Origin of the sequence: Lewinella sp. W8 (genome assembly GCF_004375085.3) — a bacterium.
Taxonomy (GTDB): Bacteria; Bacteroidota; Bacteroidia; order Chitinophagales; family Saprospiraceae; genus Neolewinella.
The window spans coordinates 99,482-125,182 of record NZ_SNAQ03000016.1 but is presented as its reverse complement, the minus strand read 5'-3'; the positions used below and the strand labels follow the sequence as shown (position 1 = coordinate 125,182).

General features: G+C 58.6%; 20 protein-coding genes. 17 read left to right on the top strand and 3 right to left on the bottom strand.

Annotated elements, in window-relative coordinates; all coding sequences use genetic code 11:
• Positions 1-3: 3 nt before the first annotated feature.
• The 3 genes from E1J53_RS17370 to hisS all read left to right on the top strand — a co-directional run bounded on the left by E1J53_RS17370 (position 4) and on the right by hisS (position 3,351).
• On the top strand, positions 4-183 hold the full coding sequence (locus E1J53_RS17370) for a hypothetical protein (RefSeq protein ID WP_134271254.1): 180 nt from the start codon (positions 4-6) through the stop codon (positions 181-183).
• A gap of 77 nt (positions 184-260) precedes the next feature.
• Complete coding sequence (locus E1J53_RS17365) at positions 261-1,610, top strand: tol-pal system YbgF family protein (RefSeq protein WP_134271253.1); 1,350 nt, start codon at positions 261-263, stop codon at positions 1,608-1,610.
• A gap of 385 nt (positions 1,611-1,995) precedes the next feature.
• Positions 1,996-3,351: a histidine--tRNA ligase gene (hisS, locus tag E1J53_RS17360; protein ID WP_134271252.1), complete on the top strand. Its 1,356-nt coding sequence runs from the start codon at positions 1,996-1,998 to the stop codon at positions 3,349-3,351.
• 76 nt (positions 3,352-3,427) lie between these two features.
• Here the strand turns inward: hisS and E1J53_RS17355 are convergent, their stop codons facing one another.
• Complete coding sequence (locus E1J53_RS17355) at positions 3,428-5,539, bottom strand: carboxy terminal-processing peptidase (RefSeq protein ID WP_134271251.1); 2,112 nt, start codon at positions 5,537-5,539, stop codon at positions 3,428-3,430.
• 489 nt (positions 5,540-6,028) lie between these two features.
• Between E1J53_RS17355 and E1J53_RS17350 the strand changes: the two genes are divergently transcribed.
• The 14 genes from E1J53_RS17350 to accC all read left to right on the top strand — a co-directional run bounded on the left by E1J53_RS17350 (position 6,029) and on the right by accC (position 23,492).
• A complete protein-coding gene (locus E1J53_RS17350) occupies positions 6,029-8,746 on the top strand; it encodes a TonB-dependent receptor (protein WP_134271250.1) in 2,718 nt (905 codons plus the stop codon).
• 115 nt (positions 8,747-8,861) lie between these two features.
• Positions 8,862-9,953 carry a DUF4249 family protein gene (locus tag E1J53_RS17345; RefSeq protein ID WP_134271249.1) on the top strand — a complete coding sequence of 364 codons (1,092 nt, stop codon included), beginning with the start codon at positions 8,862-8,864 and terminating at the stop codon, positions 9,951-9,953.
• Positions 9,954-9,999: 46 nt separating this feature from the next.
• Positions 10,000-11,535: a hypothetical protein gene (locus E1J53_RS17340; RefSeq protein WP_134271248.1), complete on the top strand. Its 1,536-nt coding sequence runs from the start codon at positions 10,000-10,002 to the stop codon at positions 11,533-11,535.
• Between the two features lie 136 nt (positions 11,536-11,671).
• On the top strand, positions 11,672-13,285 hold the full coding sequence (locus E1J53_RS17335) for a glycosyltransferase family 39 protein (protein ID WP_173021544.1): 1,614 nt from the start codon (positions 11,672-11,674) through the stop codon (positions 13,283-13,285).
• Between the two features lie 109 nt (positions 13,286-13,394).
• Positions 13,395-14,354 carry a glycosyltransferase family 2 protein gene (locus E1J53_RS17330; RefSeq protein ID WP_134271246.1) on the top strand — a complete coding sequence of 320 codons (960 nt, stop codon included), beginning with the start codon at positions 13,395-13,397 and terminating at the stop codon, positions 14,352-14,354.
• 369 nt (positions 14,355-14,723) lie between these two features.
• The gene (locus tag E1J53_RS17320; RefSeq protein WP_134271245.1) at positions 14,724-14,996 is read left to right on the top strand and encodes an HU family DNA-binding protein; all 273 of its coding nucleotides are present in this window, start codon (positions 14,724-14,726) and stop codon (positions 14,994-14,996) included.
• Between the two features lie 233 nt (positions 14,997-15,229).
• Positions 15,230-16,084 (top strand): transketolase, encoded by an 855-nt coding sequence (locus E1J53_RS17315; protein ID WP_134271244.1) that lies wholly within the window; start codon positions 15,230-15,232, stop codon positions 16,082-16,084.
• 47 nt (positions 16,085-16,131) lie between these two features.
• Positions 16,132-17,094 carry a transketolase family protein gene (locus E1J53_RS17310; protein ID WP_134271243.1) on the top strand — a complete coding sequence of 321 codons (963 nt, stop codon included), beginning with the start codon at positions 16,132-16,134 and terminating at the stop codon, positions 17,092-17,094.
• 84 nt (positions 17,095-17,178) lie between these two features.
• A complete protein-coding gene (locus E1J53_RS17305; protein WP_134271242.1) occupies positions 17,179-17,760 on the top strand; it encodes a GNAT family N-acetyltransferase in 582 nt (193 codons plus the stop codon).
• 275 nt (positions 17,761-18,035) lie between these two features.
• A complete protein-coding gene (locus E1J53_RS17300; protein WP_134271241.1) occupies positions 18,036-20,015 on the top strand; it encodes an OmpA family protein in 1,980 nt (659 codons plus the stop codon).
• 53 nt (positions 20,016-20,068) lie between these two features.
• Entirely contained in the window at positions 20,069-20,788 is a 720-nt protein-coding gene (radC, locus tag E1J53_RS17295; RefSeq protein WP_134271240.1) for a DNA repair protein RadC, read from the top strand.
• Positions 20,789-20,937: 149 nt separating this feature from the next.
• Complete coding sequence (gene efp, locus E1J53_RS17290; protein ID WP_134271239.1) at positions 20,938-21,504, top strand: elongation factor P; 567 nt, start codon at positions 20,938-20,940, stop codon at positions 21,502-21,504.
• A gap of 6 nt (positions 21,505-21,510) precedes the next feature.
• Positions 21,511-22,032, top strand: a complete 522-nt coding sequence (gene accB / locus E1J53_RS17285) for an acetyl-CoA carboxylase biotin carboxyl carrier protein (protein ID WP_134271238.1) — start codon at positions 21,511-21,513, stop codon at positions 22,030-22,032.
• A gap of 104 nt (positions 22,033-22,136) precedes the next feature.
• The gene (gene accC, locus E1J53_RS17280) at positions 22,137-23,492 is read left to right on the top strand and encodes an acetyl-CoA carboxylase biotin carboxylase subunit (protein WP_134271237.1); all 1,356 of its coding nucleotides are present in this window, start codon (positions 22,137-22,139) and stop codon (positions 23,490-23,492) included.
• 118 nt (positions 23,493-23,610) lie between these two features.
• On the opposite strand, the gene E1J53_RS17275 is transcribed toward accC, so the two are convergent.
• Both E1J53_RS17275 and E1J53_RS17270 read right to left on the bottom strand, forming a co-directional pair.
• On the bottom strand, positions 23,611-24,534 hold the full coding sequence (locus E1J53_RS17275; RefSeq protein WP_134271236.1) for a hypothetical protein: 924 nt from the start codon (positions 24,532-24,534) through the stop codon (positions 23,611-23,613).
• 111 nt (positions 24,535-24,645) lie between these two features.
• A complete protein-coding gene (locus tag E1J53_RS17270; RefSeq protein WP_368671762.1) occupies positions 24,646-25,524 on the bottom strand; it encodes a sugar phosphate isomerase/epimerase family protein in 879 nt (292 codons plus the stop codon).
• Between the last annotated feature and the right edge of the window lie 177 nt (positions 25,525-25,701).

The window sequence follows — 25,701 nt, the reverse complement described above, 5'->3', positions numbered from 1 at the left end:
GCCATGTCCAAGACCCTCCTCTTCGTGATTGCCGCCCTCGGAATCCTCATTCTTCTGGGCACCATTGTCTACCAGGCCCGTACCGGGGAGAGTGCGTTGTTGATGGTGCCCGTTGGCCTGTTCCTGACGATGGGCGCGGCCATTGCCCTGATGCGGATGGGCAGTAAGCAGGAGCAGGAGTAATTGCCGGGCCAGAACACAATCCTTAGGGCGAGCGGCCGAAAGCCCTTATCTTCCCCCTCCACCACTGATCCTTTGCTATGCCTGCCGTTGGTCAAGGCGTTTTTCTAGCCGAACTTCCCCGTCACTTCCACACCCTGCGGAAGACCTTTCTGGCGTGGTCCGCCGCCTACCAGCGCCCCGAAGCGGAACGTTTGGCGCACTTTCGCCGGGCCCTGATTGGCTGGTACGAGGCACGCATCCAGCCGGAGAACCCCTACCAGGGAGACATCTTCAACTACGTCCAGGCCGTCACCGACCTCTACTTCCAGGGCAACCTGGGTTCCGCGCTGGCGGCCGCCGACCAGCGGCCGCTGGGACTGCTGGAAGAGGGGGTACAGAATCCCCTGGATTACCTCCCCCGCCCCATCCGGCTGAGTGAAACGCAACAGCTGATGCTACGGCAGTTCAACGAGATGGGCAAGGGGTGCCGGGACCTGATGCTGATGGCCGAATACCACCGGCTCAACAACGCCCGTATGGCCCAGGTGATGGGGATTGAGGGCCAGGTAGTGGAAATTGAGAGCCGCCGCCGGAAGTGCCAGATCATGGCCCGCGAATCCTGGCAGGCTGCGGGGATCGTGGACCCGATGTTCATCCCCAGTCCGGGAGACGAAGCCCTCATTGATCGCTACTTCCTCGGGCAGCTCGCCATGGGCGAGCGCTGGGAGGTGGAAGCCCGCCGGCCCGGGGATGACGTTTTCCGCCGGGCCATGGAAATCCGCGAAGACTGGGCGGAGGTGCTCGTGGTGGCCGGTCGGCAAGACCTCATGGAAACCCTGCTGCGCGAAGAAGAACGCTATGCCGTCGTGGCGACCCCGGCACCTGCGGCCACGCCCAAGGACGTCAAACTGAGTCCCCGCCGGCCCAACGGCATAAAACTCGGCAACCTGGAACTGCCCAGCCTCCAGACCCTGGTGGCCGTAGCCCTCTTCCTGGCCTTCGGCTGGCTCATCTGGGACACTTTCGGGGGCGGAGCACCCCAGCGAACCTACGTTGCGCACTTTGAACCCTTCCCCAACGTTTTTGAGCGCCGCGCCCCCCGCGACGCCATGGAAAAGGACCTGCAGGACATCCTGTATTACTACGACCGCAAGGACTACCGCAACGCCTACGAAGAACTACTTCCCGTCGCCCAGGCCTATCCGGCGGCACCGCTCTACCTGGGCGTTTGCGCCCTGGCGCTGGAGCAACCGAGCCGCGCCCTGGAGTGGTTCGAGCAAATTCCCCGGGGAGACTACTACCACCCCTTTTCCGAATGGTACGAAGCCCTCGCCTTCCTCGCCGAAGGTCGTCGGCCCGCCGCCCTGGCGATCCTCTCCGAGATCTCCGCCACCCCCAACCATCCCTACCGGAGAAAAGCCGAGCAGCTGCTGAATGAGCTGACGTGAGGTCGGTGGCGATTGACGACTGGCTTGGGGGGGCAAGGCTTTTCGGGGACCGCTCTTTTTCTCGTCGGACGATGGCATCGCCTGCGGCGATGCCATCGTCCGACGAATGCACCAGCGTTCATCTACTCTTTCGTGTAAGCCTCAGCCCCGGACAATGCTAACCGGAAGCTACCGTTAAAGCTTTCCGCTCGGCCGACCAGCCCGCTCGTGCCTCACGCCTGGGCGGACGAGCTTTCTTACCGTTTTTAGCGTAGCCTTAGCCTCAGCCTTCACGACCGGCTTGCGCTTGCCCGACCATTCATCGAGGGGGCGGGGAGCAAGCCTTTTCCGGAGCCTTCGCCTCTGGCTCGGCTCTTCTTCTTCAGACTAATATTACCTTTGCCGCATGAAACCGTCCATCCCCAAAGGCACCCGAGATTTTCTACCGCACGAAGTGCGGCGTCGGAACTACATTTTTGACGTGATCCGCAAGCATTTCCGGCGTTTTGGCTACCAGCCCATCGAAACCCCGGTGATGGAAAATCTGAGTACCCTGACCGGAAAATACGGTGAGGAGGGGGACAAACTCCTGTTCAAAGTGCTGAACAACGGTGACTTCCTGCGCAAAGCCAACGAGCAGGACCTGGCGAATCGCGACAGCAATAAGGTCGTCAGTCAGATCTCGAAGCGCGGCCTCCGGTATGACCTGACGGTGCCCTTTGCGCGCTACGTGGTCATGCACCAGAACGACCTCAGCTTTCCCTTCAAGCGCTACGCCATCATGCCCGTTTGGCGCGCCGACCGGCCCCAGAAGGGCCGCTACCAGGAGTTCTATCAGTGCGACGCCGACGTGGTGGGCTCCGACAGCCTGCTCTACGAAGCGGAGTTGACGCAGCTCCTGGACGGGGTCTTCGCGGAACTGGGTCTGAGTGTGGTGATCCGACTCAACAATCGCAAGATTCTGGCGGGATTGGCCGAGATCGCCGGACTGGGTGACCGCATGATGGACATGACCATCGCCATCGATAAGCTCGATAAGATCGGGGCCGACGGCGTGCGCAAGGAACTGGAAGAAAGGGGCGCGAACGCAGGTGCCGTGGACACGGTAATGCAATTTCTCGGGGTAACGGACCTGGAGAAAGTAGCCCCGCTACTCGCCGATAGCCCCGTCGGGATGCAGGGTATCGAGGAGCTACGGACCGTTTTTGATACCGTCCGCCAGCACACGGTCAGCAACCGGGTCGAATTCGACGTCACCCTGGCCCGCGGCCTGAACTACTACACCGGCTGCATTTATGAGGTGGCGGTCGATACCGACGTCCACACGGACGTCAAGATGGGCAGCATCGCCGGGGGCGGGCGCTACGCCGACCTGACGAGCATCTTCGGCATGAAGGACACCCCCGGGGTTGGCATCAGCTTTGGCGCAGAGCGGATTTATGACGTCCTCGAAGAAATTGATGGCTTCCCCGCCGACACCGCGCAGGACCTTGACGTCCTCGTGCTCGGTCTGGACGAGGACAGTCTCGCCCACGGCTTTGGGCTCGTGACCCGCCTGCGGCGGGCCGGCCACCATGCGGACCTCTACCCCAAGACCACCAAGCTCCAGAAGATGATGAAATACGCCGATCAGCGCAACGCGCCCCGGGTGCTCATCATCGGCAGTCAGGAGGTCGCTTCGGGACAATACTCCCTGAAGACGATGGCGACGGGCGAGCAAACGAAAGTCAGCGAGGCGGAACTGATGGCGTTGCTGGGGTAAATATCATTTCAAAAAAAAGCGAAGCCCCGCAGGATTGTCAATCCTGCGGGGCTTCGCTGTTGATGGAATCCGGCAATTACTTACTCTCCAGCTCCAGCATATCACCCAGGATGTTGATCGCCTCCCGGATGTACACGTCCTTGCTGACGTTCTTCTTGAATTCTTCGTTGCGCGCCACCTTGCTTTCGTCGATCTCGATTTCCTCCATGTCCAGCTCAAGGTTGTAGACGTAGGGGTTAACCACCTCGTCGAAAAGTCCTTTATACTGATCGGCTTCTTGCTGGGCAGCTTCGTCCATGGACTGGTAATCGGCCAGGCTGAGCGGGAAGGATTTGCGGTCGCTCTGACGCTTGACGCGCTTGGCATTTTCCTGAATCAGGCCAAAGGTTCCGTTGCTGGCCACCCGCGCGGCGGACCGGCGCTTCAGCTCTTCCATCTGACCAATCTGGTAGACGTCCTGTCCGTAGTCAGCGGGATCGATTTGCGTCCAGGCCAGGGGGCTGGTCTGCCGCTTTTCGCCGGTTTCGAGGAGGGAGCGGCTGTCCGGCAGGATGATGTCGGGCACTACCCCACGCAGCTGGGTGGAACCACCGTTGATCCGGTAGAATTTCTGCATGGTGAGTTTCAGCGTACCGAGGGGCTTGACGTCGGCCAGTCCGGCTACCGTCCGATCCAGGTCAAAGAACCGCTGCACGGTTCCCTTCCCGAAGGTAGACTCGCTACCCACGATGACGGCACGGTTGTAGTCCTGCAGAGCCGCGGCGATGATTTCACTCGCGGAGGCAGAACCCTGGTCCACCAGGACCACCAGTGGGCCATCGTACTGTACGCGGGGGTCTTTGTCGCGCAGGATCTGCTTGCGTCCTCCGCGTCCGGCCACCTGCACCACGGGGCCTTCGGGGATGAAGAAACCGGTCATGTCAACGACGTCCGAAAGGGAGCCACCACCGTTTCCGCGGAGGTCGAGGATGATACCGTCAACGCCCTTATCGTTCAGTTTCTCAATTTCTGTCTTCACGTCCTTGGCGCTGAAGCGGCCATCTTCGTTGTTGAAGTCGGCGTAGAAGCTGGGCAGGTTGATGTAGCCTACCTTATCGCCTTCTTCCTCACCGCCGATGATGAGTGACTTCGCGTAACGTTCGTCGATCACGACGATATCCCGCACGATGGAAATTTCCTGAATGGAGCCATCGGGCTTCTTCACCTTCAGGGTTACCGTAGTGCCTTTATCGCCGCGGATGTGTTGGACCACGTCCTCCACGAGCATATCCTTAATGTCGAGGAACTCCTCTTCATCTTCCTGGCGAACGGCCATGATCAGGTCGTCCACGGCCAGTTCTTTCTGCTTCCAGGCGGGGCCACCCACCACGATGGTGTTGACCTTGGTGTAGTCTTCGTCGTTGACCAGGGTAGCACCGATACCTTCCAGACGACCGCTGAAGCGGATGTCAAAGCTTTCCTTGTCCTTCGGACGCAGGTACTGGGTATGCGGGTCAAACATCGCCGTCAGGGCATTCAGGTACTGACTGCGCCGGATGGACAGTTTGGCTTCCCGCATCCGCTCGAACCACTTGTCGTAACGCTCGAGGGTTTTCTCCCGGATGTCGGCTTCAATTTCGGCCAGTGATGGCTGGGGCTCGCCGGATTCATCCTTTTCCAGTTCCTTTTGCTTGTCGACGATTTGGCGCAATACGTCCCGCTTCAGGTAGTCTTCCCAGTATTGCTTAAGCGCCTTGTCGTTCTTCACCCAGCCGGAGTCATCGTCCCGCATCTCGATTTCGCCCTTCTTTTTGAGATCGAAGGGCTGGTTCAGGATTTCCTGGTACCAAACCTCCGTCTTATCCAGTGAGGCCACCCAGTGGTCCTGGACCAAATCGAAGAAGTCGTACTGCCCGGCGTTGGCCTGATCGTCGATCTGCAGCCGGTGAGGGGCGAAGGCCTCAATATCTTCCTGGGTGAAGAACAGGCGGGCACCATCCATGTCGTTCAGGTAGTAATCGTAGGCGCGCTCCGAGAAATCATCGTCGATTTCCATCGGCTGGTAGTGGAAGCGCTCGAGATTACGGAGCAGAACCTGCACAATAACGGATTCTTTCTCACCCGGAGGCGTTCGTTCGGGGAGTACGGCGGCAATAAAGGCCGAAACGACGAACAGGGCGGAAAGCAGGAGGGTACCTCGGGACTTCATAAATAAGCTTTTTCAATGCGTGCCCCTGGGACCGGGGCGCTGACAAGATGAAGGCTGTCAGGATCTAACGTAGAACGGTGCCTGACATTATTCGGTTTGGGGCGAAGGGTAACAAATTTATGGTTTTGTCGGCGGGGACCAAAACCCCATTGCCCCCATGATCGGGTGATCTACAAAATAAATGTCTGGCGGGTGGACTATGTTGGGTGATCATCCCCCAATAATCGCCTTTTAACATTGCCTTAAGACCACCAGTTGGACGCTCCTTCGCCTCCTCCGTCACCGAAATTTCCGGCGAAAACGCCTGGGTGGGGGCACAATGGTCATTCAGCAAAAAACTGATGCAGGGGACGAGGAGCCCGATAAAAACCGGAAACCGTCTCGATAAAGGACGTCGGTGAGCGCCAATAGGTTGTTCGGCCGACGGAAGTCGGCCCAATCCATACGGTGAGTTTGATTAGCTTTGTCCGGAATTTTAAGAAGAACCCCGTGAAACACTCACTCCTCACCATCTTCTGCTGCTTCCTACTGAGCAGCGGCGTCTTCGCACAGGAAGAGATTACACTAAACTTAGTCGCTGAGTCCATTACCAGAGGCGAGGCACTCCGCCAAATCAACGATGGGCTCCCCGTGAAAATCTTCTTTCAGGAAGACCAACTCAGCGAGGCCCCAATCTCCCTGAACCTGCAGCAGGCGACGGTGCGGGAAGCGCTGGACGCTATTCTGGAGAATACGGTCCTGGACTTCGTGGATTATCGGGACCGGGTGTACGTCATCGGGCCCACCATCACCATCGGTACGGAGTTTGATGCGGCCTACTATGCCGCCGTCGCCGAGCGGCTTGCTGCCGGAGAACCGGAAGCTACCGCCGCCGGGGAAGACGGCCCGGCCTACATCGGAACCCTGGAGACGCTGGAGCCCAACGGTTTTGCGGTCATCAGCGGAATGATCGAGGATCAGAATTCCGGTGAACCCATCATCGGCGCCACGATCCAGGTTGAAAATACCACGACGGCCACCGTCACGGAAGTTGACGGCAGTTATGAACTCCGCCTCCGTCCGGGAGATTATACACTGATCATTTCCTACGTAGGCTTCGGTACGAACCGCAGAGACATCAAGGTCAGCGGTACCGGCACCTACGACATCAGCCTGGGGCAATCTTCCACTACCCTGCAGGAGATCGTCGTGACCGAACAGGCCGCCGACGCCAACGTCGGGCGCGTACAGGCCGGCGTGCAGCGCCTCGACCTGGCCCAACTCGAAAAATTGCCCACCTTCATGGGGGAAACCGACGTCGTGCGGGCGCTGCTGCTCAACCCTGGGGTGAGCTCCATCGGGGAGGGTGCCTCCGGATTTAACGTGCGGGGTGGAGAAATTGACCAGAATCTCCTTACGCTGGACAATGGCGTACTGATCAATTCCAGCCACGCACTGGGTTTCTTCAGCACCTACAACGCGGACGTCATCAAGAGTGTCGATCTGTACAAGGCCAACATTCCGGCGCGATTCGGAGGGCGCTTGGCTTCGGTGCTGGACGTACAGCTCCGGGACGGCAACTTCGACCACTTCCGGGTGAAGGCCGGTATCGGACCGGTAACCGGTAAGATCATGCTCGAAGGCCCCATCGTGAAGGACCGGAGCAGCTTCATCTTCGGGGCGCGTTCCAGCTACACCGACTGGGTGCTCAACTTCGCCAACGTGGAAGAAGTCAAGAACTCCTCAGCCTTCTTCTTCGACGGCAACCTCCGGTTTACCCAACGCGTCGGAAAGAACGGCACCTTCGTGCTCCAGGGGTACGGCTCTCAGGACGAGTTCACCTTCAACAATACTTTCGCCTTCGACTATCAGACCATGATGGGGCAGGCCACCTGGAACCAGATTTTCAGCGACAAGGTGTACGGTGAACTGGGGCTGGTGTATTCCGACTACACGAGCAGCCAGAGTGACCTCCGGGAACTGACCGGAGAGACGGTGAATAACGGTGTCCGGCAGCTTACCGTAAAGCCGGTCATCAACTTTGACCCCTCGGACAAATTGCAGCTGGAAGGCGGCCTGGAAATCAATCACTACACCATTAATCCGGGTGTCCGGGTGCGGTCCAACGCCGAGAGCCTGATCATTCCCCGGGCCCTGGAAGAAGAACAGGGACTGGAAGTCAATGCCTTCGGCTCCTTCGACTACGCCTTTTCCGACCGCTTCAGCATCAGCGCGGGGCTGCGGTTTACCAACTATCGCTTCCTTGGCCCCGGAACGGAGTTCCAGTATGAGGATGGCATCCCGGCCCGGAATCGCATCGTGGATTCGGTGCGCTTTGGCTCCGGGGAGACGATGGCGACCTACAACAGTCTGCAGCCACGGATCAGTGCCCGCTTCCGGGTCACCTCCCAGGCCTCCATCCGGGCCGGCTACAGCCGTACGGCCCAGTTCCTGAACCAAATCTTTGTGAGCGACTCCCCCACCCCGAGTTCACAATTTCAGCTCAGCACCCGCTACATTCCTCCTTTCCTGAGCCACAACTTCTCCCTGGGGTACTTCCTCAACCTGGAAGACAACAACGTGGAGCTGGGGGCCGAAGTCTACGGGCGCCAGATCGACCAGCTCTGGGATTACCGCGACTTTGCGGAGGTGATCGTCAACCCGAGCCTGGAAACCGAAATTCTCGTCGGGGAAGGACGCGCTTACGGACTGGAGCTGAGCGCCAAACGCAAGGTTGGCGAACTCAATGGCCTGGTCAGCTACACCCTTTCCTCCACCCAACGTAAAGTTCCGGGGATCAACGGCGGGGAATTCTACCGAAGCAACTTCGACAAACCCCACAACTTTGTCATGACCCTGAACTGGAACCCGAACAAGCGGAACACCCTAACGGCCAACTTCACCTACGGAACCGGACGGCCCGTGACGGCGCCGGTGGGTAACTACCGGGTGGAGAGTGGGCTTTTCGTTCCCGTATACAGTGAGCGTAATGAGGTCCGCATCCCGGATTATCACCGCCTGGACCTGGCCTACACCCTGGGCAAGGGCTACAACGAGACCAAGAAAATCCAGACCAGTTGGACCATTTCGCTCTACAACGTCTACGGGCGTAAGAATGCCTTCTCGGTGTTTTACACCCAGGGCCCTGACCAATCCAACGTAGCCAACCAGCTGGCGGTACTGGGTACCGTCTTCCCGGCCATTACGCTCAACATTGAAACCCGGTAATCACGGCCCTACCCGGGGCATGGCACCCGCACGCCGTGGCAAAAAATGCTCGTCGGCTAGCCGGACCAACGCTCCCCACTCCCCGTACCCATTCCTCCAATAAACCTCCATTTTCGTGAAATTCTTAACCTCCCTTCGCTTCCTGCTTCCCGGCCTGCTGATGGCATCGGCCCTGCTGAGCAGTTGTATTGACGAAATTGAACTGGGCCAGGGGCTACCGCTACCGGAAGGCATCGTGCTCCAGGGGCGCATCAACGTGGAAGACACCATTTCCGACGTGCGCATCACGCTGGAGGAGCTCTTCCGCTTCGAAAACTCCAACCGGCCAGCCCAGATCGTTACGGCGACCGTGCGGTTGATCAACGAAGACGAGCAATCCATCATCCTTCCTTTCCGGCAGGGAGCCTACGTGGCTTCGCTGGAGAACGATGATCCCGCCTTCACCATCCGGGAAGGGATGAGCTTCCGGGTAGAAGTAGAAACCCGCGAAGGACTGCAATTTGCCAGTCGTTCGGAAATCCTCCCCCAGAAACTGGAGGTTGAACGGGCCTACTGGGAACCAGGTACCGCCACCATCATCAACGCCATCGGCGAGCCACAGGACGTTCCGGGAGCATCGTATTTTGTGGACGCTCCGCTCCGTTACCCCGACGGCAGCTCGGCTTATCTGCGGTGGACCCTGGAGGAGACCTACCAACAGACCGACGAAAGCACGGACACGATTACGGGTCGAAAAACCTGCTACATCACCCTGCCCTTTGAGGCCCGCACCCTCAAACTGTCCGGCGACATCAACGAAAACGTTAGTGAAATTGACCGTTTTGGCCTCGGCACCAACCGCATCAGTTTCCGCTACGCGGAAGGTCATTACATGACCGTCCGGCAGGAAGCGCTCACCCGCAATGCCTTTGAATACTTTGATCAGATTGCCAGTATTGCCAGCACCGAGCTGAGCATCTTTGAGCCGCCCGGAGGCCCGGTGGTGGGTAATGTGTTTGACGTCAACGGAGAAATTAACAACGTTTTTGGCTACTTCTACGTGGCGCGGCAGTCCGTTGCGCGGGTGCCCGTGCGACCGGAGGAAGTGGGCAACCCCACCCTGGGCTGTCCGCTGGCTACCAGTATGCCCCCTCCCGTCAACCGTTGTACTGACTGTTTAATCGTCGATGGTGCCACCACCGTCCGTCCCCCCTGGTGGGAGTTATAAATGTCCCCCTTTCCGGAGTTTTCTTTCCCATCCAAGCTCATTAGTTATGCGTCGTTTTCTATTCTTATTGCTCCTGTTATCCCTCGTACTTCCCCTGAGCGCTCAGACCAGCCTGCAATTTGACCGCCCCTTCCACGTCGCCGGTGAAGTCACCTGGTTTACCGCTTACCTGGCCAAACCTGCGCCACCCAAAGTGCGGGTAGTCGTCTACGGAGCGGACGGAAAGGTGACGGACTACTTTTTCCTCAAGACCGACGACCAGGACCGTATTTCCGGGCACTTTCGCTTTCCGTACGGTGCCACAACGAGCTACTTCCGCTTCCAACTCCAGGCCCTGACCGCGGAGGACCAGTTGGTTTCGCTGGGCACTTTCCGCCACGCGGTTTACGCCGACAAGCGGGTGGAGGCCCAGACGGGGGCCGCCACTGCCGGGACGGGAACCATGCCCGCCGCAGGCGGGTTGTCCGTCAGCACCCAAAACGGTCAACTGACCATTGCCGGTCTCAACGGTCAGGCGTACAGCCTCAGCATCGTGAACGACGACGTGGTGCCCGAAAATTTCTCCAGCCACCTGCAGGTGGCCACCGGAAGCGCTACCCACCAGTGGAAGGATACCCTTTTCTACTCCGGTACCGTGTCGGATACCGTCGGCCAGCCGATTCAGACCAACCTGCTGCCCTTCTTCGATCCCGCCACCTACCGCTTGTTCTTCACCAAGGCCGATGCTGCCGGTGCCTTCCAGCTGGAACTGGCCGGCTTTGAAGACGTCAAAACCATCCAGGGCCACGACCTGAACAGTAACGACATCAAAGTTCGGCTGACCCTACCCGAACTGGCGCCCCTCACCGAGCGTCCCGCCATCACGGATGCGGTGGTCAACTACATCGACCTGAGTCGGCGCCGGAAGAAAATCTACCAGCTTTTTGCCACCGTAGAAACGCCGCTGGAATTCAGCGTCGCCGAACAAAAACGGAGGGTACTGGACCCGAACCGGGACTTTGACGTCCAGGACTACAAAGCCTTCCCGGACATGTACACCTTCTTCAAGGAAGTGGCCGGAGAACTCCGCATCAGAATTCGCAAGGGAGAATACATCAGCCGCCTGTACAATGCGCCCAACCAGCGGTTTTTCGGGGATACGCCCTTGTTTATCGTAGACGGCAAGCTCACCCGGAATTCGAACTACATCAATAAGATGAGTCCGGCGGAGGTGGAATACCTTTCCTTCTTCTACGACAACGGCGAACTAAGGCGGGACTTCCCCGCCCTGGGCAACAACGGCGTGGTGCAAATCGAAACCGTTCGGCCACCGGCCAACTTTCCCGCGGCGGACGCCGAAGACATTCTCACCATTCGTGGCCTGCAGCCCGCCGCCTCCTTTCAACCCCGGCAAGCGGAGGGTAACGTACCCGCCGTTTCTCCCCTGTTGTTATGGCAGGTAGGTGCGGGAGGAGAAGACTCCGTCACCCTCCCCCTTCCCACCACGGATGACTACGGCAACTACCGCATCGTGGTGGTGGCCCGTGATGCTCAGGGCGGTGTCCGCGCGGCCAGCTCCCGTTTTGAGGTAGCCGTTCGGTAAGTACTACTTTGCGTACCCCACCGTAAGGGGGCTTGCCTTATTTTTGCGGCGATAACCAGCGGCCGGGAAAGCATCCGGCCGTACAACTACTGGCCCCATCTCCGTTCGTCAAATCCTCATGCTCCTTGGGGGGCTTTTGCTCCTTCCGGCCCTGCTGATCAATTTGGGGGTCGTAGTCTTCATTGACGATGAGGCCATCCGCTCTTTGGTGGCTCAGGAAATGATCTGGAGCGGCAACTGGATTGCCCCCACCATGCACGGCGATGCCTACCTGAACAAGCCTCCCCTCTGGAATTGGCTGGTAGCACTGAGTTTTCTTGCCCACGGCGGGGCCAGCGAATGGGCCGCCCGCCTGCCGACCGTACTCGCACTCCTGGGCTTTGGGGCCACCACCTTTTTCTTCAGCAGCAAGTATTTTTCCCGGCACACGGCGCTGCTACACGCCCTGATGGTCGTCACCTGCGGCCGCATGCTGTTCTGGGATAGCCTGTTGGCCCTGATTGACGTCACCCTCAGCTGGGTCGTGTACACCCAGATTATGCTCCTCTACCATTACGGACGGCAGGGAAAGTGGTGGCGGGCCTTTGGTTGGAGCTACGCCCTCACCGCAGCGGGATTCATGCTCAAGGGGCTTCCCGCCATCGTATTTCAGGGCCTGACCGTATTGACCATCCTCTGGTGGACCAAACAGTGGCGGCAATTTTTCCGGGCCGCCCACCTACTCAGCGGACTGGGATGTCTGGCCCTGCTGGGGCTGTATTACTGGCGCTACAGCAATTACGTTGATCTGTCCTGGGTGGCCGAACGCCTCTTCATCGAAAGTGGCAAAAGGACGGCCATGGCCCAGGGGCTGGGGGCCTCCCTGCGTCACCTGGTGGAGTTCCCGCTGGAGATGAGTTACCACTTTCTTCCCTGGACCATCCTGCTCCTGCTCTTCTTCCGCAAGGGAAGCTGGACGGCCCTGAAAACCAACGATTTTGCGGCCTTCACGCTGGTCGCCTTTCTGGTCAACATTCCGGTATACTGGCTCTCTCCGAACGTATACCCACGGTACTTACTCATGCTCTTCCCCCTGCTTTTCGGAAGCCTGATTTTTCTCTATTCCCGGGAGGAGGAAAAGGATACGCAGGTCTACCGCGGATTCCGGTGGTTATTCCTGGGGTTGATGGCCATCTGTGCACTGGTCATTCCCCTGATCCCGCTAATTCCGGATACGGAAATGGTGAGCCACGCCTGGTGGAAAAGCTTTGTTTTGGGCGTGACCGCAGGTGCCGTGTGGTGGCTTGGGTGGCGAAGTCCACGGGATACCGTCCTGGCCTTTGCCGTCATGCTCCTGGTCATCCGGATCGTTTTTAATGTCTTCGTCCTTCCGCCCCGCGCAGCGGGCGATGAGCGTGGAAATGCCGTGCGGGATACCGCCCACGCGGTCGTTGACCAACACGAGAGCCAGCGCATGGCCATCTATGGCTTTACTCTCATCGAGCCCGCTACGGGTTACTACCTGAGTATCCGGAGGGGCCGGATCATCCCGCGTCAGTGGGAAAAGTTTGACGACACGACCGCCTACATCGTCAGTCCACTGCAGTACCCCGACCTGGAGGTTTCCGCTACGGACAGCCTTTATCTCCGGCACTTACGGGTTAACTACCCGGTCGGTCGGCTTCCCGACCCGCCCGCCGGGCGGGCGGCCCTTAATGGTGTACTACGCGACGGCATGGGGGCCGGCATCCCCGTGCGGGCAACCGAGTAGGCGGAACGCTAACCTTCCTAAGCCTGACGCGTTCCCGTAATTGTCGGGACCGGCCACGAATTCAGCGCCAACCGCATCATCGTTCCCGTAGCCTCCTTAACTTTGCAGCATGTTATTATCCATCGTCGTCACCGTATACAATGAGCGGGAAAATATCCGCCCCCTTATTGATCGTATCAATAACGCCCTCACGGGAATGGACTACGAGATTGTTTACGTGGACGATGGCAGTACCGATGGCACCCTTCAGGAACTAAAATCCATTGACGATCCTCGCCTGGTCGTGGTGGAGTTCCGCAAAAACTACGGTCAGAGTCTCGCCCTCATGGCGGGGATCGACGTGGCGCGGGGGCAGTTCATCGCCACCATGGACGGCGACCTGCAAAACGACCCCCTCGACATCCCCGACATGCTGGCCCTCGTTCGGGACGGCGACTGGGACCTGGTGGTTGGGGAGCGGGTTAACCGTCAGGACGGCATGCTGCTCCGTAAGGTGCCCAGCAGAATTGCCAACTGGATCATTCGCAACCTCAGCGGCGTCCACCTGCGCGACTACGGTTGCGCCCTGAAGGTATTCCGCAGTGAGATCGCCAAGGACATGGGCATCTACGGAGAGCTCCACCGATTTATTTCGGTTCTGGCCAGTCTGGAAGGCGCCAGAATTACGCAGATTCCCGTACGCCACCACGCCCGACAATTCGGGACGAGCAAATACGGCTTGGGAAGGACCTTCAAGGTCGTCAGTGATCTGCTGCTGATGCTCTTCTTCAAAAAGTACCTTCAGCGCCCCATGCACCTCTTTGCCCAGGCCGGATTGGCCCTGTTCGGCATCGGGCTACTGATCAACGTTTATTTGCTGGTCCTGAAGGTTATGGGGCAAGATGTCTGGGGCCGGCCCATCCTGATTCTCGGAGCCATTTTGGTGCTGGGGGGTATCCAGCTGATTACGGTTGGCCTGATCGTGGAGGTGTTGATGCGTACCTACTACGAAAGTCAGGACAAGCGCCCCTACCGCATTCGCCACATCAAACGAGGTGCGGCCGTTCGGCAGGCGGAGGCCAAGGTGTAACCTACTTCCGCTTCCCGCCCATTCGGCGGCGCGTCTTCTTATCGAATAAGCCGGAGGAGGCGCTTTTCCGGGGCTGCCCGTTTTTCTTGAGGGCGGGCCGCACGGTTTTTTCCACTGCGGCGCAGCCGGATTTGCGGGCGCAACCGGTGTTGAACACCAGTAGGCTGCCTAAAATCATTACGAAAAACAAGTAAACACGGGCCCGTTTCATCTGTTACTTTTGCATTAATGTGCCTTATTAACGCGAAAAATCGGGTTTTAGACACGAAAACAACGATTAAATTCATTTTTAGGCGGTAAATGTTGCAGACGTGGTCTGACCGACCAATCTTTGCCGCCTTTATAATTCATATCCAAAATCCTGAACCAATGAATAAAGGAGAACTCGTGGCATCCATTGCCGAAAAAGCCGGACTCACCCAGAGCCAGGCAGAAGCCGCCCTCAGCGCTACCCTGGATAGCATCCAAGGTGCCCTGCAGTCCAAGGACAGCGTAAGCCTGATCGGCTTCGGAACTTTTTCAGTAAGCGAGCGCCCCGCCCGCGATGGCCGTAACCCTCGTACGGGTGAGACCATCAAGATCGCTGCCAAGAACGTTGCCAAGTTCAAGCCTGGCAAGAAGCTCAGCGACAGCCTGAACTAAAAATTCCTCGATCGGCCATTGGTCGATCAGGATAAGACCAGGGCGATTCAACCGTTAAATGGTTGGATCGCCCTTTTTCGTTATCGTAATTCCCGCTCCGGGAGTGAACCGATTATCCGGCCAATACCTTATTCCCTTAGTAATATTGTTGTTGCTTTCCGCTTCAACGCGTTCCAAACCCATCACACCCCAATTCCGGGCTACTTTGCCCACATACCATTAACCACCCATTCATGGCAGACATCCAGGAACTTCAACGCATCGCCTCTCAGGTAAGACGAGACATCATCCGGCAGGTTTTTCTTTGCCAAAGCGGCCACCCCGGAGGATCACTCGGTAACGCCGACCTTTTTGTTGCCCTGTACTTCGACATCATGAAGCACGACCCTTCCTTCAACATGGAGGGCAAAGGGGAAGACGTATTCTTTCTCTCTAACGGACATATTTCCCCCGTCTGGTACAGCACCCTGGCCCGAGCGGGTTACTTTCCGGTAGAAGAGCTCAATACCTTCCGGGCCATTGATTCCCGCCTGCAGGGTCACCCCACCACCCACGAAGGGCTCCCCGGGGTGCGCATCGCCAGCGGTTCCCTCGGGCAGGGGATGAGCGTGGCCTGTGGTATGGCTTTGGCCAAGAAAATGGACGGGGACGACCGCACGGTTTTTGTGCTTACCGGCGACGGCGAACAGCAGGAAGGACAAAACTGGGAGGCCGCACTCTTTGCGCCCCACCACAAACTGGATAACCTCGTGGTCATCATCGATGATAACGGCCAGCAGATCGATGGCCCCACCAGTGAGGTCATGTACATGGGCGACCTGGGAAAGAAATACGCTTCCTTCGGCTGGGAGATCGTCGACATGGACGGCAATAACATGGCCGAGGTCGTGGAGACGCTCCGCAAGGTTCAGGGCCAACGCAACGGCAAGCCCACCTGCATCATTATGAAAACGGCCATGGGCAAGGGAGTTGACTACATGGAAGGCACCCACAAGTGGCACGGCAAGGCCCCCGACGAGGAACTGGCGCTCAAGGCGCTGGCCCAACTGGAGGAAACCCTCGGCGACTTCCCCGCAGAAGGCATTTAAGCCTCCCCTTCATCCTTCCCACATACCCAACTCCCAAAAGAAAAACAATGCTTTCCTTAGACCAACTTCAGCAAACAGATAAAAAAGCAACCCGTGACGGATTCGGCGCCGGCCTGAAGGCCGCCGGTGATCAGCACGATAACGTAGTCATGCTCACGGCCGACTTGCGGGGCTCCATGAAGTCCGAAGACTTCATCAATACCTACCCGGATCGCTTCATTCAGTGCGGTATCGCCGAAGCCAACATGATGGGCGTTTCTGCGGGCCTGGCAACCGCTGGCAAGATCCCCATGGCCACCACCTTCGCTAACTTCGCCACCGGCCGGGTCTACGACCAAATCCGGCAGTCCATCGCCTACTCCCACAAGAACGTCAAGATTTGCGCAAGTCACGCCGGCATCACCCTTGGCGAAGACGGCGCCACGCACCAGATTCTCGAAGACATTGGCATGATGCGGATGCTGCCCGGCATGACCGTTATCAACCCCTGTGACTACAACCAAACCAAGGCTGCCGTACAGGCCATCGCCGAACACCACGGACCGGTGTACCTGCGCTTCGGCCGTCCGGGATGGCCCGTCTTCATCCCCGAGGATCAGGAGTTCGTGATCGGAAAGGCCCTTCACCTCAACCAGGGTAGTGACGTATCTATTTTTGCCACCGGCCACCTGGTATGGAAGGCCGTAGAGGCCGCCCGCGAACTCGAGAAAGAGGGCATCAGCGTCGACCTAATCAACATCCACACGATTAAACCCCTCGACGAAGAAGCCGTCATCGCCAGCGCGAAGAAAACGGGGGCCGTGGTGACCTGCGAAGAACACAATAAGTACGGTGGTCTGGGCAGCGCCATCGCTGAGGTATTGTCTAAAGCCGTACCGACCCCCCAGGAATACGTAGCCACCAACGATACCTTCGGGGAATCCGGTAAGGTGAGCGATCTACTGGAGAAATACGGCCTGGGCACCAAAGACGTTATCGCCGCCGCCAAGCGCGCGCTGGCCCGCAAGTAGTCCCCCTGCTTTTCGAATGGTCAGGCTGATCGGCGTATCTTCCGATGAGCCTGACCATTCGATTTTCAAGAAACTTACTCCGGCATGGACTACACACCACCCATTAAGATCACCCTGGCCCGTAAGCCAACGGAGCTAAAGCAAATTCTTGCCCTACAGGCCGAAAACATCCCCGAGGTGTTGACGGAGGACGAACTGAAATCCCAGGGCTTCGTAACCGCCAAGCACGATCTGGCACTACTGACCAGAATGAACGAAGCGGCGGCGGCGGTTATCGCCAAGGACGGAAGGAAGGTCGTGGGGTACGCCCTGGCCATGACCCGGGAATTCGCCAACGAGATTCCCGTGCTGGAGCCCCTCTTTACCCGCCAGGACAAATTGACCTATCGCGGGCAGTTACTCGGGGAAACGGATTATCTGGAGATGGGACAAATCTGCGTCGCCGAAGGCGCCCGGGGACAGCGGCTGGCGGACCGGATGTACAAGTACATGAGGGTTTGCTATCATCCAAGGTTTGCCTATTGTCTTACGGCAATCGATGCTCGCAACACCCGCTCCCTGCGGGTGCACCAACGCATCGGCTTCGAAATACTGGACCGCTTTATTGCCGACGATGGTCACGACTGGATTCTGGTCATCTGGGACTGGCGCCCCAAGGAACCCTAGAGGTAGGCTGTTCTGTAAATTAATCATTGGGCAATCAAGTCCTTGAATTTTCTTGTAGCGGCAGGAAATTTCCTGCCGCTACCGTGCGTCCCACTGAACTGCCGCGATTCCGCAGGAATCGCTGATGAAAATTCACGGAACAGCCTAACCCTAGAGGTAAAACTCAACCAGCGGGACTGGTGTCCGTCGGGCCAGATGCCCAAACGCGGCACCCACCATAACTGATCCGAGCACTCCGTTTTCCTCCGCCACTACCTTGTCGGCCACCCCGGAGTATGCTTACCTTTAGCCGACGAAATTCCCCAATGGACGGTAAGATTGCCCTTCCCCTGTTACTTTTATTCTGGAGCAGCCTGGCCCTGGCGCAGGGTACCTTGCTGAACCAGGCCGGAAACTCGGATATCGAAATCGAGAACTGCGCCCGCATCAATGACGGGGAAGTGCAGTTTGGCCCGGCGCTATACGGTGACGACCTGGTTTTCGTCACCCGTCCCCGTCGGGGCAACGTGGACCCGGCCACCGGCAAAACCTTCTTTGAGCTTTTCCGCGCCCCCCTGAACCCCGACGGTGCCCCCGGCTACCCCAAGCCCTTTTCGGTTGAGCTAAACTCGAACTACAACGAGGGGCCCGTGAGTTTCTCCAACGACGACCGGGTGATTTACTTCACCCGTACCCTGCTCTCCGGTGGGACGACCATTGAAGACCCCTCCGGCACGGCAAACCTTGGCGTTTACTCGGCCTTCCGGGCCGAATACGACTGGGCCGCCGTACGCGCCCTGCCCTTCAACGGAGCGAACTTCAGCAATCAGCACCCCTCCGTGACGGCCAACGGCCGGCGCATCTTCTTCGCCAGTGACCGCAACGGCGGCTACGGCGGCTACGACCTTTTCTTCAGTGACTTTCGCGACGGACGGTGGGGGCCGGCCATTAACCTGGGGCCCGAGATCAATACCGAAGGAAACGAAGCGTTCCCCTTCATCCATCCTTCGGGTCGCTTATTCTTTGCCAGTAATGGCCACGGAGCGACCCCAGACTACGATCTCTTCATGATGGACCTCAGCCAGCGCCGGTGGGGAAAGCTCATCCGGCTGCCGGCACCGCTCAATTCCTCCGCCGACGAGGTAGGCCTCTGCCTGACGGCCGATGGCCGTCGTGCCTACCTGGTCAGCAACCGGGCGGGAGGTAAGGGGCAGGACGACATCTACCTGATCCGTATGCCCCGCGGACTCGCCACCCTGGAGGGGGCCAGCGTTGACGGAGAGACCCTGACGATCTACGACGGGGCCACCAGCCAGCGGGTGGCCGGCGCTCAGGTCTGGCTCTGTGAGGTCGACCCTGCGGGTCGCCTGCCGGCCGATTTTTACAGCTTTGAACTCCGGGAGACCGTAGGGGCCGGAGAAATTCTTCCGGTGGAAAAGGCCATCGGCAGCACGGGGGCCATCCCCCTGCGCTCCGATCAGGAGGGCAGCCTCCGGCTGGAGCTTAACCGGGGAAAGACTTACGAGGTCCAGGTGCTCAAACCGGGCTTCGCGCCGCAGCGCCTGCGCTTTCTGTACACCGAGGAGGGCCCCAGTCGACCACTGGTCGTGACGCTCTCCCCCAGCGATTGCGTTACCGTCAGCGGCCGGGTTCGGCTGGAGGGCAGCGCCGGCGCGGAAGGGGTAGCCGTGCAGTTTCGCCCCGAGAACTGTCCGGGTGCCAGCCTGAACACCACTACGGACCTGACGGGCTATTACCAGCTCTGCCTGCCCCCGAATTGTAATTACCTCATTTCTGCCGGCGGAAACGGGTACGCCACTGTCTCCGATCGGCTGCCCGCCACCGCCTTTGGAAACGCCAGCGCTCCGGAAGTCAACCTGGAGACCCAGACGGCCGGCAACGTTCGCCGCCGCAGCGGCGACCTGCTGAGCGCAACGCTCCCCCTTCCCGGCGTAAGTTACTTTGGCAATACGGCCGTCTTGCGGGAAGACGAGAGCAGGGACATCAATCTGCTGATGCGACTGCTGACCGACCGGCCGGACCTAAAAATGGAAATCGTTGTTCACACCGACGGGCCGGGGCCGGAGCAAACGCTGATGCAGTTGGGCCAGCAACGCGGAGATGCGCTGCGGCAGGCCCTGATCCGGCGGGGCATCAATGACCGTCGCTTGCGGGTACTTCCGGTGGGGCGGCAGTATCGCGTCCGGGAATGCAGCAGTTGTACACCGGAGGACTATGCGGCCAACAACCGGCTGGAGGTGAGGGTGATTGATTAGTGCTTATCTTTATCGGGCAAAATGTTCCCGGTGCCGCGCTTCCTTCTGCGCCCATGGCCAATTATTCCCTCCCCGAGGAACTCAACTTTCGTATTCAGGACCTTCCCCCCGCCGACCAACCCCGCGAGCGGCTACAACAATTTGGCGTCCGGCAATTGTCGGACTCTGAGTTACTGGCCGTCTTACTGGGTAGCGGCATCCCGGGGCTTTCCGCCCTACAGGTATCTCGCCAGCTACTGACCAGCGCCCACCGGGACTTACACCTGATGGCCCGCTTCTCCCTGCAGGATTTCCGGCGGCAACCGGGTATCGGGCAGGTCGGGGCCATGCGTCTGGTGGCGGCCTTTGAGCTGGCCCGTCGGCGGGATGCCGCGCAGATGCGTAAAGGAGCCAAGATTACCAACAGCGAAGATGCCTTTCACTACCTGCGGCCCGTCCTGGCCGATCTGAACCACGAAGAATTTCATATTCTGTGCCTCAACCGGGCGAACAAATTACTCGGCGCGCACCTCGTGAGCCGGGGAGGCACTACCGGCACCGTAGCGGACGCGAAAACGATCTTCCGTATGGCGCTTGGTCACGGGAGCATCACCTCGCTGGTACTCGCCCACAACCACCCCAGCGGGCAGGCCTTCCCCAGTGAAGCCGACGTTAGGCTGACCCGCAAGCTCTGCCTGGCGGCGAAAAGCCTGGATTTGCACATCCTCGATCACGTCATCATTGCCGGAAGGGATTACTACAGCTTCGCCGATAACGACGGACTGCCGGAATAATTACCCCTGGAGACCGTAAGGAAAAGAAGCGAGTGAGGGTGGCAAAATTAGTGCTTAACCCGTCGTTGCTTATCTTCGCGCTGCAAAACGCGAAAATTCGGTGGTTTAGGCACCGTAAATCGGTACTTAGACCCGCTAAACCATATATAATGGCCAGTTCTTCGGATATCCGAAATGGATTTACCTTCCGCCACAACCACGACATCTACACCATCGTAGAGTTCCAGCACGTGAAGCCCGGAAAAGGTGCTGCATTTGTGCGGACCAAAATCAAAAGCCTTTCCACGGGACGCGTCCTGGACCACACCTTCCCCGCCGGTCATAAGATCGAGGAAGTTCGGGTGGAGCGCCATAAAATGCAGTTCCTCTACAAGGACGACATGGGCTTTCACTTCATGAACGCCGACACCTACGAGCAGGCGATGATCAACGAAAAGATGATCGACAATCCGGGAATGCTCCGGGAGGGAGACACCGTGGACGTCTTGTTCAATACCGAAGATGACAACCCCCTCACCCTGGACCTGCCACAATATGTGGAAATGGAAGTAACTTACACCGAGCCGGGCGTGAAGGGAGATACGGCAACGAACACCCTGAAACCCGCGACGGTAGAAACGGGAGTGGAGATTCGCGTCCCCCTGTTCATCAATACCGGTGACATGATCAAAATTGACACCCGTTCTAATTCCTACGTTGAACGCGTAAAAAAGTAAGACTGCATGACCCAGAAAGAGATTCAGGATCTGATCAAGCTCGTGGCCAAAACGGAGCTTGCAGAGTTTAAGTACAAAAACAAGGAAATTACCCTGCACATCCGGGGTAAGTCTTACACTGCGGGAGTCCGCGAAACTACCGCCCCCTCGATCATCAACGTGCCCGGCCCCGCCGTAAGTCCGGGATTTGCTCCCGCACCAGCACCCGCCGCGCCGGCTCCCGCACCAACAGTCGCGGCACCTGCGCCCGCCGCCGCACCCGCTGCCGCCGCCAGTGATGAAAGCAAGTACGTGGAGATCAAATCTCCCATGATCGGAACCTTCTATCGCTCTTCTTCCCCGGACAAGGACGCCTACGTAAAGGTGGGAGATTCCATCAGCAAGGGAGATACGGTATGCATCGTCGAGGCGATGAAGCTCTTCAACGAAATTGAGTCCGAAGTGGCCGGAAAGATCGTTAAGGTGCTGGTCGAAGACGCCCAGCCCATCGAGTACGATCAGCCCCTCTTCCTGGTCGATCCCTCCTAAGCGAGGAGTGAACACCACGACCTGATTTCTTTTCAATTCGTCAAATTTTCGGTGTCGTGCTTTATCCATAAGGCACGTCCCGACTATTGAAATACTGCCCCCGTATGGCTGAGAAGTTCAAAAAAATCCTCATCGCCAATCGCGGCGAAATCGCGCTGCGCATTATCCGTACCTGTCGGGAAATGGGCATCAAGACCGTAGCGATTTATTCCACCGCCGACCGAGAGAGCCTCCACGTCCGCTTTGCCGACGAGGCGGTCTGTATCGGTCCGCCCTCCTCCACGGATAGCTACCTGAGCATCCCCAAGATCATGGCGGCGGTAGAAATCACTAACGCCGACGCCGTTCACCCCGGCTACGGCTTCCTGTCTGAGAACGCCGACTTTGCCGAGGTCTGTGAAGAGTACGGCATCAAGTTCATTGGTCCCCGCCCCGAGCAAATTCGGCAGATGGGCGACAAGATCACCGCCAAAGACACCATGATCAAGGCGGGCGTCCCCGTAGTACCGGGTAACGGAGAGCTCCTCAAGGGCCCCGAAGACGGCATGGCACAGGCCAAGGAGATGGGCTACCCCGTAATGATCAAGGCCACCGCCGGTGGCGGTGGTAAGGGGATGCGCATCATCAAGCGGGAAGAAGACTTCGTGGCGGCCTGGGACAGCGCCCGCGCGGAAGCCAAGGCCGCCTTCGGGAACGACGGTATCTACATGGAGAAATACATCGTAGAACCCCGCCACATCGAGATTCAGGTCATCGGCGACCAGTATGGGAAGGTCATTCACCTTAGTGAACGGGACTGCTCCGTGCAGCGCCGTCACCAGAAACTGGTGGAAGAATGCCCCAGCCCCTTCATGACCGACGAGCTGCGGGAACGGATGGGCGAGGCCGCCATCCAGGCGGGAAAAGCCATCAACTACGAAGGTGTAGGGACGGTAGAATTCCTGGTGGACGCCGACCGTAACTTTTACTTCATGGAAATGAACACCCGGATTCAGGTAGAGCACCCGGTCACGGAGGAGGTGATTGACCATGACCTGATCAAGGAGCAGATCAAGATTGCCTACGGAGAGCACCTCTCCGGCAGCAACTACTACCCCAAAGGACACGCCATTGAATGCCGGATCAACGCCGAGGACCCCTGGAATGAATTCCGTCCCAGTCCCGGTAAAATTTCCAGCTTCCACTCCTCCAAGGGACATGGGGTACGGGTGGACACCCACGTTTACGCGGGCTACACCATCCCTCCCTACTACGACAGTATGATCGCCAAATTAATCGTCAGGGCCCCGACCCGGGAAGAAGCCATCACCAAGATGGAGCGGGCGCTGGATGAATTCATCATCGAAGGCGTGAAAACCACAGTGCCCTTCCACCAGTGGCTCATGCAGCAGCCCGACTTCCGGGAAGGCAACTTCGATACGGGATGGTTGGGGCAACAGGAAATGCCCACCGGAAAATAATCAACGTGACTACGGGGACGCCCGGCGGTTGATCCACCAGGGATCGGCCTTACGAAAAATAGCCCTTTTTGCGGAGCATACGGATCGCCGTACCGCAAAAAGGGCTTTTCTTTTACCCCTACTGGCGGGTGAGCAAATAGGCGAACTCGTTCCCGAAGACGTCCCGGCTCTGCATCACGATTTCGTCGTCGGTAAAGGGCGGCTCAATGCGGAAAGTGCCCGTCAGGCCCGTAGCGGTATTGACCCAGTTGCCGTAGATAGCCCCGCCGGGCTCCTGGCCGACGTAGGCGAAGCCGCCTAGGCCGTTTAGGTAATCCCCGATCGTTCCGTCGGCCGAAAAGCGAACTAATGATAATTCGCTGTGATACCAGACGGTCCCCCCCAGTTGCTCCAGAGCCGTTTTCTGACGGGGAGCGGGGGTACGTTCCTGCACCCGTTGGGCCGGAGGCGGGGTCGTCTCCCGCTGAGCCGGTGCCGGAGTGGTTTCCCGTTGCGGGCGGGGTTCGGGCTCCACCTCCGTGGTGCTGGCGGGGGGCGTAGTGGTCACCGAAGCGGGAGCTTCGTAAGCCGATAGGGCTTGAGTTCCCGGATCGTCCTCTTCACCCTGCACCAGTAGGCCAATCACCACCAGGCCGCCGAGGGCGGCCAGCACGTAAAGTAATACCTGCCCCACGGAAGGGCCACTCTTGCCCGATGGCCCCCGCTGCGGCGTGGAGGCGTAGGCCGGTTGGGCCACGCGCAGGGGGTCCGGACTGGGGGGTGGCGGGGGCGGAACGTTGCGGCCGATCTTCAGTCCACGGGCAAATTCCAGCAGGCGCAGGGAGAAGGCACGGTCTTCGGCTTCGGCCACCAGCAAGCCGTTGATTTTCCGTTGCTGGATGTCGTTGAAATCCTGCATCAGCAACAGGGCCGCGTGGTAGTGGTCGGCACCGGAATCCTTCAGGCGCGGCAACTCTTCCTGCAGCAGCTCAATGGCCGAATTGATCTTGTTTTCGGCGATCAGTTCACTGACCTTCTCGTATAATTCTGAATTAGCGGGCATGGATAACAAATATAGTAGGTGGCACGCACACCGTGCTGGACTTTAATACCTCCATCTGCGGGTGCGTTACACTACTGCCGTTAAGTGATATTTTCCGGAAGTAGCCGGTGTCTACCCCACTTCCCGTCCGGCCATTTCCAACAGCTTCTTGGTGGCCTTGATGCCCTCATCCTCACTCAGTCCGCTGCCCTCATATTCGATGCCGATCCAGCCGGTGTAGCCCGCGTCCTTCACGATCTTAAGGATTCGGTGGTAGTCACTGTCGCGCTCGTAGCCGTCGGGACCAAAGTTGTGGGACTTGGCGGAAACCGCCTTGGCGTAGGGCATTAACTCGGTAATGCCCTGGTAACGATCGTACATTTTGGCGCAGCCGTCTTCCCCGCGCTCCATGCAGAAATTGCCGAAGTCGGGCAGCGTGCCGCAATTGTCCATGCCCGTAGCGGCAATGACGCCCGCCAGCCAGCTGCCGTCGCTGCTGTATCCCCCGTGGTTTTCCACGATGACGTTGATGTCGGCCTGTTTTCCGTATTCGGAGAGCTTGGCCAGTCCCTCCGTAGCGGCTTTGGCGACTTCTTCGGCTGTACCCTGCCCGGCGGCGTTCACCCGGATGCTGTGGCACCCCAAAAACTTGGCGGCGTCCACCCATTTGTAGTGGTTTTCCACGGCCTGCATTCTGGCGGCCGCGTCCGTGTCTCCGAGGTTTCCTTCCCGGTCCACCATGATCAGCAGGGACTGGACATCGTGGTCCGCCGCCCGCTGCTTCATTTCCCCGAGGTAGGTCATGTCTTGTGCCTTATCCGCGAAGAACTGGTTGACGTATTCGACGCCCCCGATATCGTAGCGCTCGCGGGCGATTTTGGCGAAGTCGAGGTTGTCCAGTTCTCCGGCAAAGAAGGTCTTGTGGAGGCTCCACTGGGCCAGGCTGATGTTGAACCACAGCTCGGCGGCCGCGTCGGCTTCCGTGGTCGCCTCGCTTTCGGCATCCGCCATTTCGGCTTCCGCGTTCGTTCCGCATCCCAGGTATCCGAGGGTGCCAATCAGGCCGAGGCCGAGGCCCGTTTTTGAGGTATTCCGAAGAAAAGTTCGTCTTTGCATGATGGGTGGTTTTTCGCAGTGCTTTAGTGCTGCATAAATATAGGACAAGCCCGCCACTCCGTTTCCCTGACT